Below are 13282 nucleotides of genomic sequence, written 5' to 3' on the forward strand. Positions count from 1 at the left end.
CCTTACGTACGGCCCGTTAGGATAGCCAGTTGGCTGCCCTAGCGGGCCGTACGCGTATGTCCGGAACAAGATTTTTTCACGGCAGGAGGCCAGGTGTCCGAGTTCGGTCGACGAGACTCAGCGGATGATGGGTCCGGCCGGTCGGCACGCCGGGACGAAGGCTCCCGGGGCCGGTCGGACGCACCTCGGAAGAACCAGGGCGGCGCGCGGCAGGACCGCGGCGGCCGCGACGGCGGTTACCAGGGCCGGCCGCGCCGCGACGACCGCGGAGTCCGCGGCGGCGGCAAGCCGTTCCGCGGCGGCGACGGTCCCCGTGACCGCGACCAGCGCGGAGGTTACGCAGGTCAGGGCCGCGGCACGAGCGACCGCGACGACCGTCGCGGCAGCTTCCGCGACGGCGGCCGCGACTCCGCCGGCCGGCCGGGTGGCAGCCGGTATTCGGGCGGCCCGGGCCGGTCCGGAGACCGCGACACCCCCCGCTCCGGCGGGCGCTACGAGAACTCGGGCCGCGGCCAGGACGACCGCGCCGGCCGCCCCCAGGGCAAGTCCTCGTACGGAGACCGCAAGCCGCGCTGGGAGGACCGCAGCGGCGGCTCCCGCACTGGCGCCGACTCCCGCGGCGGCTACCAGCGCCGCGACGACGACCGCGGCCGTGGTGGCTCCGACTCGCGCGGCGGTTACCAGCGCCGCGATGACGACCGTAGCCGCGGCGGCTCGGACTCCCGGGGCAGCTACCAGCGCCGCGACGACAGCCGCGGCAGCTCGGACCCGCGCGGTAGCTACCAGCGCCGGGACGACGACCGCGGTCGCAGCGGCTCGGACTCGCGTGGCAGTTACCAGCGCCGGGACGACGACCGCGGTGCCCGCACCGGCGGCTTCAAACGCGAGGATCGCGGCGGCTACCAGCGCCGGGACGACGACCGCGGTGGGTTCAAGCGGGACGATGACCGGAGCCGTGGTGGCTCGGACTCGCGCGGTGGTTACCAGCGCCGCGACGATGACCGTGGCCGTGGTGGCTCGGACTCGCGTGGCAGCTACCAGCGCCGCGACGACCGTGGCGGCTCGGACTCTCGGGGCAGCTACCAGCGGCGCGACGATGACCGTGGTGGCTTCAAGCGGGACGACCGCGGCGGTTCCGACCGTCGTGAGAACCGTGGCGGCTCCGACTCTCGGGGCGGTTACCAGCGCCGCGACGACCGTGGCGGCTCGGACTCCCGGGGCAGTTACCAGCGCCGCGACGATGACCGTGGTGGCTCCAAGCGTGAGGACCGCGGCCCCCGCTCCGGCGGCTACAAGCGGGACGACCGGCCCCGTCGCGACCCGCAGCCGCGCGTGGGGACTCCGCTCTCCGACGAGGCCCTCGCCAGGGAACTCCTCGAAGCCCCCGAACTCCCCGAGGACATCGAGTTCTCCGACCTCGACGAGGAAGCCCGCCGCGAGCTGAGGACCCTGCCCAAGGGCCTGGCCGAGACCGTCGGGAAGCACCTCGTCGCCGCCGGGGGGCTCGTCGACTCCGATCCGGAAGCCGCGCTCGAGCACGCCAAGTACGCCAAGGCCAAGGCCTCGCGCGTGCCGATCGTGCGGGAGGCGCTCGGCCTCGTCGCCTACCACGCCGGGAACTGGTCGGAAGCCCTCTCCGAACTGCGGGCCGTGCGGCGGATGACCCGCAGCGACGACCACATCGCCATCATCGCCGACGCCGAGCGGGCGCTGGGCCGGCCCGAACGCGCCCTCGACCTGGCGAAGGAGGCCGACAAGGCCACCCTGAGCAAGGCCGTCCAGATCGAGCTCGCCATCGTCGCCGCCGGCGCGCGGCGGGACCTCGGGCAGCTCGACGCCGCCGTCGTCTCGCTGCAGAGTGACGACCTCAAGGCGGACAAGCGCGACCCGTGGAGCGCTCGCCTCTTCTACGCCTACGCCGACAACCTCGTCGCCGCCGGGCGGAAGGACGAGGCCGTCCAGTGGTTCCTCAACGCCGCCGAGGCCGACGCCGAAGACGAGACCGACGCCGCCGAGCGCGCCGCCGACCTGGCCAACGAGGAGAAGACCGACTCGGATGAGTGACGCCCTGCTCGCGGCCTACGACGCGGTCCTGTTCGACCTCGACGGCACCGTCTACCACGGCGCCCGGGTGATCCCGGGCGCCCCGGAGACGGTGCGGGCCGCGCGCGAGCACGGCACGCCCGTCCGGTTCGTCACGAACAACGCGTCCAAGGCCCCGGCCGAGGTCGTCGACCACCTCACCGGCCTCGGCATGCCCGCCGACGCCGGTGAGGTGCACACCAGCGCCCAGGCCGGTGTGCAGCTGCTGAAGGAACGGCTCGAGCCCGGCGCCGAGGTCCTCGTCGTCGGCACCGAGTCCCTCGCCGCCGAAGTCACCGGGGCAGGTCTCAAAGCCGTCCGCGAGAACGCCGAGAGCGTCCAGGCGGTCGTCCAGGGCCATTCGCCCGACAACACCTGGGCCGCCCTCGCCGAAGCCTGCCTGGCGATCCGCGCCGGTGCGCTTTGGGTGGCTTGCAACGTCGATGCCACCCTGCCCAGCGAGCGCGGGCTGCTGCCCGGCAACGGCTCGATGGTGGCCGCGCTGCGGACCGCCACCGACGTCGAGCCGCTCGTCGCCGGGAAGCCGGAGCCGCTGCTGTTCGAAACCGCCGCGCGGTCGGCGGGTGCCGAAAAGCCGCTCGTCGTCGGCGACCGGCTGGACACCGACATCGCCGGCGCGGTCGCCGCGGGCATCGACTCGCTGGTCGTCCTTTCCGGCGTCGCGACGCCGGAGCAGCTGATCGAGGCCATCCCGGCCGAGCGCGCGACTTACCTCGCGAAAGACCTCACCGCACTCGAAGACAAAGCCGATGACCTGAAGATCGGTCCTCGCCCGGGCTGGACCGTGACCGTCGAGCACGGCCGCCTGACGGCGAAGGGCGACGGCGACGACCTGGACCTGCTCCGCGCGCTCTGCCACGTGGCCTGGGAGACCGGCGTCACCGAACTCGGCGAGGACACGAAGGCCCGGCTGCGCTGACTGCTACCGTCGTAACGTGCAGGATCATCCCTACCCCGTTCCGGGCCCGCCGCCCGGTTCGTTCTCGCAGCAGACCGACCCGCGGGCCGGCATCGAGGAAGCCGTCGCCGGGCTGGACGACCTCGACGCGCTGCCGCTCGCGGAGCACGTCGAGCGGTTCGACGCCGTGCACACCGAGCTGACGGTCGCCCTCTCCAGCATCGACAAGGTCTGACCACGGTGCCCAAGCGGGCGCGCCTCGACGCGGAACTGGTTCGGCGCGGCCTCGCCCGGTCGCGCGAGCAGGCTTCGGCCCTGATCACCGGCGGCAAGGTCACCGTGCGGGGCATGGTGGCCAGCAAGCCCGCCACCGGCGTCGAGACCGACGCGCCCATCGTCGTCAAGGACGAGGACGACCCCGGCTGGGCGTCCCGCGGTGCGCACAAGCTGCTCGGTGCCCTGGAGGCGTTCGACGGCCTCAGCGTCGAGGGCAAACGCTGCCTCGACGCCGGCGCGTCCACGGGCGGCTTCACCGACGTCCTGCTCCGCAATGGCGCCGCCACCGTGATCGCCGCCGACGTGGGCCGTGGCCTGCTCGACTGGCGGATCCGCACCGACGAACGGGTAGTGGTCATGGACCGCACCAATGTTCGCAACCTCTCTCCCGAAGACCTCGGTGGCCAGGTCGACGTCGTCGTCGGCGACCTGAGCTTCATCTCCCTCAAGCTCGTGCTGCCCGCCCTCGCCGCCTGCGCGCGCGAAGGCGCCGACCTGGTGCCGATGGTGAAACCGCAGTTCGAGGTGGGCAAGGACCGGCTCGGCAGCGGCGGCGTCGTCCGCGACCCGGAACTGCGCGCCGAATCCGTGCTCACCGTCATCGGCGAAGCCGCGAAGCTCGGGCTCGCGCTGCGCGGAGTCACCGCCAGCCCGCTGCCCGGGCCGTCCGGGAACGTCGAGTACTTCGTGTGGCTGAAGAAAGAACACGTGGCCGAGTCCACTGTGGACGCGGTAGACAGGTCTGAGGCCGAGCGGCTCGTCCGAACCGCCGTCGAGGAAGGGCCCGCATGACCACCGAACGTGAAGTTCTCCTCATGGTGCACCCCGATCGCGAAGCGACGGGCGAAGCCGCGCGCGAGGTTTCCGCGCGCTTCGCCAAGGCCGGCATCCGGATCCGGGTGATCGAGCACGACGTCTGCGCGCTGATCAACCCCGACGAGCACGGCGTCGGGTCGACCTGCACCGTCGTGGACCCGGACGACAACCCCGCCGAAGGCGTCGAGCTGGTGTTCGTCCTCGGCGGCGACGGCACGCTGCTGCGCGCGGCCGAGCTGGCCCGCCCGGCCGGCGTGCCGGTGCTCGGCGTGAACCTCGGCCGCGTCGGCTTCCTCGCCGAGGCCGACTCGGACGCGCTGGCCGACACCGTGCAGCGCGTCGTCGACGGCGACTACCAGGTCGAACCGCGGATGACCATCGACGTCACGGTGACCCACGACGGCGAAGAGCTCGCCCGCGCCTGGGCGCTCAACGAGGCCAGCGTCGAGAAGAGCACCCGCGAGCGGGTCCTGGACGCGCTGATCGAGGTCGACGGCCGCCCGGTGTCCGCGTTCGGCTGCGACGGTGTGCTGTGCGCCACACCGACCGGTTCGACGGCGTACGCGTTTTCGGCGGGCGGCCCGATCATCTGGCCGGACGTCGAGGCGCTGCTGGTCGTGCCGAGCAACGCGCACGCGATGTTCTCGCGGCCGCTGGTCGTCTCGCGGGACTCGGTGATCACCGTCGGGATCGACCCGGACGGCTCGCCGGCCGTCCTGACCTGCGACGGCGGGCGGCTCATCGAGCTGCCGCCGGGGGCGCGCGTGCGCGTCACGAACGGCAAGACGCCGGTGCGGCTGGTCCGCCTGTGGGACGGGCCGTTCACCGATCGCCTGGTCCAGAAGTTCTCGCTGCCGGTGAAGAGCTGGCGCGAGCGCCACGCGCGCCCCTGCGAATGAACCGCTCGGCGATTCATTCGAACATATCGGCGACTCGCCGGGTGCCCGCGCGCGCAGAGTGTCGGTGGGGGCCGCTACCGTAGGCGGCGTGCTGGCCGAGATGCGCATCCAGGGCCTCGGAGTCATCGAGGACGCCCTGCTGGAACTGCACGCGGGCTTCACCGTCGTCACCGGTGAGACGGGTGCGGGAAAGACCATGGTCGTCACCGGGCTGCACCTGCTGTCCGGGGGCCGCGCCGAGGTGTCCAAGGTCCGGACGGGGATGCTCAAGGCGTTCGTGGAAGGGCGGTTCACCTATTCCGGGGTCGAAGGCGCCGAGCGGATCGTCGCCGAGTCGGGCGCCGACGTCGACGAGGACGGCAGCGTCATCGCGCTGCGGGCCGTCGCCGTCGACGGGCGCTCGCGCGCCCACCTGGGCGGCCGGTCGGTGCCGGTCGGCGTGCTCGCGGAGCTGTCCGAACAGCTGATCGCGGTGCACGGGCAGAACGACCAGCTGCGGCTGCTGCGCCCGAGCGAGCAGCGTGACGTCATCGACCGCTTCGCCGGCGACGCGGTGGCGAAGCCGCTGACCGCGTACCGCGAGGTCCGGTCCGAGTGGCTCGCGGTGATCGCGGAGCTGACCGAGCGGTCGACGCGGTCGCGGGAGATGGCCCAGCAGGCCGACCTGCTCAAGCACGGGCTGACCGAGATCGACGCCGTCGCGCCGGAGCCGGGCGAGGACGTCGAGCTCACCGCGCAGATCAAGCGGCTCGCGGCGGCCGACGAGCTGCGCGCGGCCGCGACCGAGGCGCACCAGGCGTTGTCGGGCTCGCCGGACGGCGACCCGGACGCCCCGAGCGCGATGGGCATGGTGTCCGAGGCGCTGCGGCGGCTTTCGACGTCCGAAGACGCGGTGCTGCGCGAGCTGGCGCCGCGGCTGGAAGAGGCGTCGACGCTGCTCACCGACGTCGGGTCGGAGCTGGGGAACTACGTCGAGACGCTGGACGCCGACCCGGCGCTGCTGGAGAAGGTCCTGGCTCGCCAGGCCGACCTGAAGCGGCTGACCCGCAAGTACGCGGCGGACGTCGACGGCGTGCTGGCCTGGGCGGACGACGCCCGGCGCCGCCTGGAGTCGATGGACACGTCGGAGGAGGCGCTGTCCGAGCTGGCGCTGCGGCGCGACCAGCTCGCGGTGCAGCTGGCCGCGCACGCGGTCGAGGTCTCGGCCGCGCGCGTCGAGGCCGCGGCGGCGCTGGCGGAGGAGATCACGCGCGAGCTGTCCGGGCTGGCGATGGGCCAGGCGGCGATCGAGGTGACGGTCGAGCAGCGCCCGGCCGAACACGGCGACACGCATGCGCTGACCCTCGACGGCCGCGCGGTGCACGCGGGCCCGGACGGCGTCGACGACGTCGAGCTGCTGCTGCGCGCCCACGACGGCGCGCCGCCGTTGCCGGTGCACAAAGCCGCGTCGGGCGGTGAGCTGTCGCGGGTGATGCTGGCGATCGAGGTGGTGCTGGCGCACGCGGACACGGTCCAGACGCTGGTGTTCGACGAGGTCGACGCCGGGGTGGGCGGCCGCGCGGCGGTCGAGATCGGCCGGCGGCTGGCCCGGCTGGCGCGCACCCACCAGGTTCTGGTGGTCACGCACCTGCCGCAGGTGGCGGCGTTCGCGGACCAGCACCTGGTGGTGGACAAGGGCCACAGCGGCGGCGTGACGCGCAGCGGCGTGAAGAACCTGAGCCAGACCGAGCGGGTCAACGAGCTCGCCCGGATGCTCGCCGGGATGGACGACACCGAGACGGGCCGCGCGCACGCCGAGGAGCTGCTGGCGACCGCGGAGAAGGCCAAGGCCGAGCCGGCCCCGAAGCCCAAGCGGGGCAAGAAGAAGTAGGCGGCTCTCCGGGCCGGCGCCGGGCGTCAGGCGGGCTGGGTCGCCGGGGGCCGCTCCGAGCTCGGGGCGGGCCGCCGAAGGTCTTGAATGAGTCATTCAGGACCTCCTAAGACCTGAATGACTCATTCAAGACGCTGGGTTCCGGGTGGGTCGGCCGGAGGCCGCAATGCATGGCGGGCGGCCGCGGGCCGGGCTGCGGCTCAGCGGCTCTCGAGGTCCGCGTTGATCGTGCCGAACACCTCGGCCAGCACTCGCGCCTGCTTCGGGGTCACCTGGTCCGCGAAGTACCGCTTCACGCCCCGCACGTGCGTGGGCCACGCCGCCTCCAGCGCCGCCAAGCCCTCGGCCGTCAGCACCACCAGCGTGGCCCGCCGGTTCGCCGGGTCCACCTCGCGGCGTGCGTAGCCGGCCCGCTCCAAGCCGTCCACCACGCGCGTCAAGCCGCTGGTGCTGTGCACCAACGCGTCCGCCAGCTCCTTCATGTGCAGCCGCCGGTCCGGGGCCTCCGACAGCTGGACCAGCGCGTCGTACGTCCGGTGCGTCATCCCGTGCTCGGCTCGCAGCTCCGCGTCCAGCACCCTCAGCAGCAGCGCCGACGAGCGCAGGAAACTCCGCCAGGCCGCGTCGTGGTCGGGGGACAAGCTCATGCCGGGAATACTACGCGAGCGGATAGTTGTTGTGCGGACTGTTCGCTTGCGAAGAAAGGACCCAGGATGCGTGCGGTGGTACTCCGAGAACCCGGTCCCGTCGAGAACCTCGAACTGAAGGACATCCCGCTGCCCGAGGTGAAACCCGGCTGGGTCCGGATCGCCGTGAAGGCGTTCGGGCTCAACCGGTCCGAGCTGCACACCCGGCTAGGGCTCGCCGAAGGCGTCACCTTCCCGCGTGTCCCAGGGATCGAGGCCGTCGGGGTCGTCGACGCCGGCGACGGGTTCGAACGCGGGCAGCAGGTCGCCACCATGATGGGCGGGATGGGCCGCACGTTCGACGGCGGCTACGCCGAATACACCGTCGTGCCGAAGAACCAGGTCATCCCCTTCGAAAGCGCCCTGCCGTGGGAAGTCATCGGCCAGGTCCCGGAGACGCTGCAGACCGCGTACGGCTCGCTCACGACCGGCCTCGACCTCGGGGAAGGCCAGACCCTGCTGATCCGCGGCGGCACGTCCGCGCTCGGGTTCGCCACCGCCGCCCTGGCGAAGGACCTCGGCGCCACCGTCTTCGCGACCACCCGCCAGGAAGGAAGACTCCGAACCCTGCGCGACCACGGCGTCGACCACCCGCTCCTCGACGACGGCGACATCGCCGCGCAGGTCCGGAAGATCGCTCCCGAAGGCGTCGACGCCGCCCTCGAACTCGTCGGGACGCCGACCCTGCTGGACACCCTGAACGCCACCCGGGTGCACGGCACCGTCTGCTTCGCCGGCATGTTGTCCAACCAGTGGACGATCTCGAACTTCTATCCGATCGGATACCTTCCCGCCGGGGTGCGGTTGACCGCTTATGGTGGTGAGGCGGACGACCTGCCCGCCTCTGTTCTGCAGCGCCACCTCGACCGGATCGCCGACGGCACCGTGACCCTCGGCCCCGCGAAGGTGTACTCGATGACGGAGATCCGGCAGGCGCACGACGACCTGGAGCACAACCGGACGGCGGGCAAGCTCGTCGTGCTGACCGGCCGAGCGGAGGGAGCCGCCCCGTGATCCTGCCGCCGCCCGCCGACGTCGAAGCGCGGCTGGCCGCCGCCCGCCGCGACGGCGACCTGGACCGCTACCTCGGCCTGCTCGCCGGGGAAGAGCTCTTCGTCCCGATCCGGCGCGTGGACGCCCACAGCATCCTCGACGAGCGGGCGGAGACGTTCCCCAACGTCTACTACGAGACGGGCGGCGACGAGTTCCTGCAGGTCTTCACCCGCGGCGCGCTGCCCGACCTCGGCCCGGACGTGGTCGCCATGAGCGGGGCGCTGGACTGGGCGGTCGACGGCGTCGGGCGGCACGAGCGGGTCGTGTTCAACCGCGGCACCCGCGGCGAGTGGCGGCTGCCCGGCGCGACCCTGCAGCCGTGGCTCGACGCGCACCACGACGACGTCGTCCCGCTGGAGGAGCAGGTCGAACGGCTGATCACCGCGCCGTACGGACACCTCGAAGGCCCGATCGCGCACGCGCTGGCGTGCGGCGCGCACCTGGCCGTGCTCAACGCGGCGCCGTGGAACGTCCTGGACGCGCGCCGGCACGACTACGTCGCCGAGGTGCGGGGCCTGCGGGACTGGTGGGGCGTGCCGGACCCGCCGGCCTGGCGCGCGACGATGGCCGACCTGATCGGCGACGGCTACGCGCTGACGCCGGGCAACCTCGTGCTCATGCTGCGCCTGCGGTTCGCCGCGGAGTTCGGGCTGACCAGCGGCGAGTTCGACCCGCTGACCTGGGCGGAGCTGGTGGACCGGTGGTGCGCGGAGAACGACGCGGCCGACCAGGCCGACGAGCTGCGGCACACCGTCCGCCGGGTGTCGCGCTGCGAGCAGCGCTTCCGGGCCGACGGCCTGGTCGACGCGGACGGCTTCGTCACGACGGCGCTTTCGTGGGACGTCGGCCGCGCGGTCAACATCGCGCGGTGGGGGCTCGCGGCCGGCTACTGCGACGCGCTGACCGCCGAGCTGATGGTGCTCGAAGCGGGATCGCTCGCTCGTCGCTACCACCAGTCATGGGCCGACCTGTCGGCCGGGTACCTCATGGGCCGCGTGCTGCACGCCGAGGACGACGAGTTCGGCGAGTGGTACCCGGCGGCCGTGCGGGTCCACCACCAGCTCCTTCAGGACCCGGGCAGCCCCTGGGTGAACCTCGATTTCGGGTCGCTGTCGGAGGAGTCGGACGCCTGACCCGTGCGGGGGAGGTCACCACAACGAGTCACCCCGGCTACGGCGTGGCGTACGTCGTCCCACGAGCAAATTTGTCACCATCGGCCACATGAAGCTCACCGGCTTGCTCACGCGGAACCAAGAACCCCTTCCGGGGATCACCGGCGTCGCCCGCGTGGACCGCCGCACCCGGGAGCTCCTGCGCCGGATCAGTCCCGGCGACATCGTCGTGCTCGACCAGCTGGACCTCGACCGCCAGACGGCCGACGCCCTGGTCGACGCGGAGGTCGCCGGCGTGGTCAACGCGTCGCCGTCGATCTCCGGCCGGTTCCCGAACCTGGGCCCGGAAATCCTCATCGGCGCCGGCATCCCGCTGGTCGACTCCGTCGGCAGCGACCTGCTGCGGTCGATCAAGGACGGCACGAAGCTGCGGCTGCACGACGGCGTCGTGTACGTCGGCGAGCGCCAGGTCGCCTCCGGGATCGAGCAGACCGCCGACAGCGTCGCCGACCAGATGATCGAAGCCAAGGCCGGGATGTCGACGCAGCTGGAAGCGTTTTCGGCCAACACCATCGAGTTCCTGCGCCGCGAGCGCACGCTGATCCTCGACGGCGTCGGCGTGCCGGAGCTGAAGGTGCCGCTGCGCGACCGGCACGTGCTGGTGGTCGCCGGCGGCAACGGGCACGCCGAGGACCTCAAGAAGCTCAAGAAGTACATCGCCGAGCACCGGCCGGTCATGGTCGGCGTCGACGCCGGCGCCGACACGCTGCGCGTGCAGGGGTACAAGCCGGACGTCGTGGTCGGCGACCCCACCGGCATCGGCACCGCCACCCTGCGCGGCGGCGGCGAGGTCGTGGTGCCCGCCCAGCCCGACGGGCACGCCCCGGGCGTCGAGCGGATCCAGGACCTCGGCATCGGCGCGGTGACCTTCCCCGCGACGGGCAACGCCGAGGACCTCGCACTGCTGCTGGCCGACGCGCACGGCGCGAGCCTCGTCGTCACGGTCGGGTTCCAGGCCACGCTGCGCGAATTCCTCGACCACGGCCGGTCCGGGTCGAACCCGTCGACGTTCCTGACCCGGCTGAAGCTCGGCACGAAGCTCGTCGACGGCAAGGCGGTGGCGACGCTGCACCGCAGCCGGGTGTCGATCGGCGCGGTGGTGCTGCTCGTGCTCGCCGCGGTCGTGGTGGTCGCCGCGGCCCTGCTGGTGTCCGACGTGGGCTCGGTCTACCTGGACTGGCTGAAGGGCACCTGGAACTCGTTCACCGCCTGGGTCAAGGGATTGTTCACGTGATTTCGCTGCGCTACCACGTCGTTTCCATCGCCGCCTGCTTCCTCGCGCTGGCCGTCGGGGTCGTGCTCGGCTCGACGGCGCTGAACGGCTCGCTCCTGTCGGGGCTCGCGGGGGAGAAGAAGGACCTCGGCAGCCAGGTCTCCGACCTCGAGGCGCAGCGCAACGCGCTCAACGCCCGGCTGGCCGACGCGGACGCGTTCGCCGGCTCGATGGGACCGAAGGTCGTCGCGGGCGCGCTGGACAAGCGGTCCGTGGTGCTGGTGACGACGGAGGACGCGCGCCCGGCCGACCGGGACGCGCTCAAGCAGCTGATCGGCCAGTCCGGGGCGTCGGTGACCGGCGAAGTGCAGCTGACGTCCGCGTTCGCCGACCCGGAGAAGGCCGACCAGCTGCGCGACGTCGTCACGCGGCTGCAGCCCGCCGGCTCGAAGTTCCCGACCGCGGGCGACTCCGGGACGCTCGCCGGCGCGCTGCTCGGGTCGGTGCTGCTGCTGGACAAGACCACGGCGAAGCCGCAGTCGTCGCCCGAAGAGCTGGCGGCCGCGATCGGCGGGCTCACCGACGGCGGGTTCGTCAAGGCGGGCGGGGACGTCAAGCCGGCGCAGCTGGCGATCGTGCTGACCGGCGCCCCGGCGACCGGCGACGGCGCGGGCGACCGCGCGGCGACGATCGCCCGGTTCGCCACGCAGCTCGACCGCTCCGGCGCCGGCACGGTCCTGGCGGGCGACGCCGGGTCCGCGGACGGCACCGGCGCGCTGGGCGTCGTCCGCGCGGACACCTCGGCGACGTCGATCCTGTCCACTGTGGACAACGTGGACAGCTCGGCCGGGCGGGTCAGCACCGTGCTGGCGCTGAAGGAACAGCTCGACGGCGGGGCCGGGCGCTACGGCGTCGCCGGCAACGCGACGGCGCCCGCCCCCGGCGTCGGCGCCCCCAACGGCAACTGACCGCTTACTTGAGGGGCGGGTCCAGCGGGAAGCAGGACACCCGCACCGGCCACGTGTCCCCGCCGGCCGGCAGCGGCATCTGCTTGAGCGCGGCCGCCGCCTCGGTGTCGTGCGCTTCCTCGGCCGCTGCGTGGAAGATGTCGGCCGCGATCGACTGGTCGAACACGCCGATCTGCTGGTGCGGCCAGGCTTCCGCGCCGTGCAGCGCGCCCGGGATCAGCTGGTCCACGACCTTCCGCAGCGTCACCCCGTTGGCGGCTTTGTACTTCCAGACGTCGACGCCGAGGTTCTTGCCGACCTCCGCCATCCGGCCCCACGCGGTGAGGTTGAAGTTGACGTAGTGCCACGACATCGTGCGTGAGAGTTCGAGGGGCTGGCTGCCGTCGGCGGCGAACTGCACCGGGAACCGCTTCTGCTCCGCGTCCAGGACGATCTTCCGCGCCGCGTCGCGGTGCCCCAGGTAGGCGGAGATCGTCGCGTTCTGCATGTCGAGGAACGTGCCGTGGTTGTTGGTGGCGGCCAGTTCCAGCTTCGCCTGCGGGCTCGTCTGCATCCAGTCGAGGTACTGCGTCAGCCACGCCTTGATGCCGGAGCGGTCCTTGCCGGTCCAGCCCGGCGCGCCGCCGTCGAGCAGCGCGAACGCGTCCATCAGCTGGCTGAACGACTGGGTCGAGTCGATGATCCCGGTGCCGCTGACGGTGTTGCGGCACGGCACGATCTGCGAATACGTCATGTTCGGGTTCATCCTGGTGGCCGGGTCGAGGAACCAGGTCCGGATGTCCAGCGCCGCCCGCTTCGCGTACTTCGCGTCGCCGGTGTAGTACCAGGCCAGTGAGAGGTAGTACATCGCGTCCCACGCCCACATCCGGTAGGTGTGGTCGGTGATCGCGTCGGCCTCCGGGTTGCGCTGGCCGTCCTTGCTGACGTACGGGCAGCCCTGCGGGTTTTCCGGCGTCTTCGGCTGGCTCGCCCACCAGTACGGCGCCTGGCTCATGTAGTCGTGCTTGTTCCCGCTGGGCGGCGCGGACGGCTTGTCCATGACCGACCACGGCCCGGCGGTGAGCGCGGTGTTCGCCTTGGCCAGCACGGCTTTCAGCGCGTCCCGCTGGGCCTTGGTCGCGTGACCGCCGCGGATCGCCTGCTTGATGTTCGCGAGTTTGGCGCCGTCGGTGACGACGGTGTGCGGTGGCGACGCGGCCACCGCCGTCCCGCTCACCGGGACCAGGAGCATGCTCGCGGAAACCGCCAGCGCGCCGAGGACTCTGCGCACGTCGACCGCCTTCCGGGGACGTCGAAATCCCCACGTCGTCACCGGGCGGCGGTACGGC

At 72.4% G+C, this 13282-nt stretch carries 12 protein-coding genes; 10 read left to right on the forward strand and 2 right to left on the reverse strand.

The features are described from left to right. Window positions 1-93 precede the first annotated feature (93 nt). The 6 genes from ACERZO_RS16725 (at window position 94) to recN (ending at window position 6862) form a co-directional block, all read left to right on the forward strand. Window positions 94-2064, forward strand: a complete 1971-nt coding sequence (locus ACERZO_RS16725; RefSeq protein ID WP_372665585.1) for a hypothetical protein — start codon at window positions 94-96, stop codon at window positions 2062-2064. Further along, window positions 2057-3022, forward strand: a complete 966-nt coding sequence (locus ACERZO_RS16730; protein WP_372665586.1) for an HAD-IIA family hydrolase — start codon at window positions 2057-2059, stop codon at window positions 3020-3022. Before ACERZO_RS16725 ends, ACERZO_RS16730 begins: the two co-directional genes overlap by 8 nt. A gap of 16 nt (window positions 3023-3038) precedes the next feature. Then, window positions 3039-3236 carry a hypothetical protein gene (locus ACERZO_RS16735; RefSeq protein ID WP_072480075.1) on the forward strand — a complete coding sequence of 66 codons (198 nt, stop codon included), beginning with the start codon at window positions 3039-3041 and terminating at the stop codon, window positions 3234-3236. Window positions 3237-3241: 5 nt separating this feature from the next. Further along, the gene (locus tag ACERZO_RS16740) at window positions 3242-4069 is read left to right on the forward strand and encodes a TlyA family RNA methyltransferase (protein ID WP_372665587.1); all 828 of its coding nucleotides are present in this window, start codon (window positions 3242-3244) and stop codon (window positions 4067-4069) included. Then, complete coding sequence (locus ACERZO_RS16745; protein WP_372665588.1) at window positions 4066-4992, forward strand: NAD kinase; 927 nt, start codon at window positions 4066-4068, stop codon at window positions 4990-4992. Before ACERZO_RS16740 ends, ACERZO_RS16745 begins: the two co-directional genes overlap by 4 nt. Before the next feature lie 88 nt (window positions 4993-5080). Continuing rightward, complete coding sequence (gene recN / locus ACERZO_RS16750; RefSeq protein WP_372665589.1) at window positions 5081-6862, forward strand: DNA repair protein RecN; 1782 nt, start codon at window positions 5081-5083, stop codon at window positions 6860-6862. Between the two features lie 200 nt (window positions 6863-7062). Here the strand turns inward: recN and ACERZO_RS16755 are convergent, their stop codons facing one another. Next, entirely contained in the window at window positions 7063-7509 is a 447-nt protein-coding gene (locus tag ACERZO_RS16755) for a MarR family winged helix-turn-helix transcriptional regulator (protein ID WP_372665590.1), read from the reverse strand. Between the two features lie 66 nt (window positions 7510-7575). On the opposite strand from ACERZO_RS16755, the gene ACERZO_RS16760 reads away from it, so the two are divergent. From ACERZO_RS16760 to ACERZO_RS16775, 4 genes are all read left to right on the forward strand, one after another. After that, entirely contained in the window at window positions 7576-8562 is a 987-nt protein-coding gene (locus ACERZO_RS16760) for a zinc-binding alcohol dehydrogenase family protein (protein WP_372665591.1), read from the forward strand. Then, entirely contained in the window at window positions 8559-9734 is a 1176-nt protein-coding gene (locus ACERZO_RS16765) for a DUF1266 domain-containing protein (protein ID WP_372665592.1), read from the forward strand. Before ACERZO_RS16760 ends, ACERZO_RS16765 begins: the two co-directional genes overlap by 4 nt. Window positions 9735-9822: 88 nt before the next feature. Further along, window positions 9823-11007, forward strand: coding sequence for a putative cytokinetic ring protein SteA (gene steA / locus ACERZO_RS16770; protein ID WP_372665593.1), 1185 nt, complete (start codon window positions 9823-9825; stop codon window positions 11005-11007). After that, complete coding sequence (locus tag ACERZO_RS16775; RefSeq protein WP_372665594.1) at window positions 11004-11954, forward strand: copper transporter; 951 nt, start codon at window positions 11004-11006, stop codon at window positions 11952-11954. Before steA ends, ACERZO_RS16775 begins: the two co-directional genes overlap by 4 nt. Window positions 11955-11958: 4 nt before the next feature. On the opposite strand, the gene ACERZO_RS16780 is transcribed toward ACERZO_RS16775, so the two are convergent. Beyond that, window positions 11959-13224, reverse strand: a complete 1266-nt coding sequence (locus tag ACERZO_RS16780; protein WP_372665595.1) for an alginate lyase family protein — start codon at window positions 13222-13224, stop codon at window positions 11959-11961. Between the last annotated feature and the right edge of the window lie 58 nt (window positions 13225-13282).

The organism is Amycolatopsis kentuckyensis, assembly GCF_041679295.1.
GTDB classification, from domain to species: domain Bacteria; phylum Actinomycetota; class Actinomycetes; order Mycobacteriales; family Pseudonocardiaceae; genus Amycolatopsis; species Amycolatopsis kentuckyensis_A.

Coding starts and splice junctions, on each gene's coding strand:
- ACERZO_RS16730 (WP_372665586.1), top strand. CDS start 2,057: ATGAGTGACGCCCTGCTCGCGGCCTACGACGCGGTCCTGTTCGACCTC.
- ACERZO_RS16745 (WP_372665588.1), top strand. CDS start 4,066: ATGACCACCGAACGTGAAGTTCTCCTCATGGTGCACCCCGATCGCGAA.
- ACERZO_RS16755 (WP_372665590.1), bottom strand. CDS start 7,509: ATGAGCTTGTCCCCCGACCACGACGCGGCCTGGCGGAGTTTCCTGCGC.
- ACERZO_RS16760 (WP_372665591.1), top strand. CDS start 7,576: ATGCGTGCGGTGGTACTCCGAGAACCCGGTCCCGTCGAGAACCTCGAA.
- steA (WP_372665593.1), top strand. CDS start 9,823: ATGAAGCTCACCGGCTTGCTCACGCGGAACCAAGAACCCCTTCCGGGG.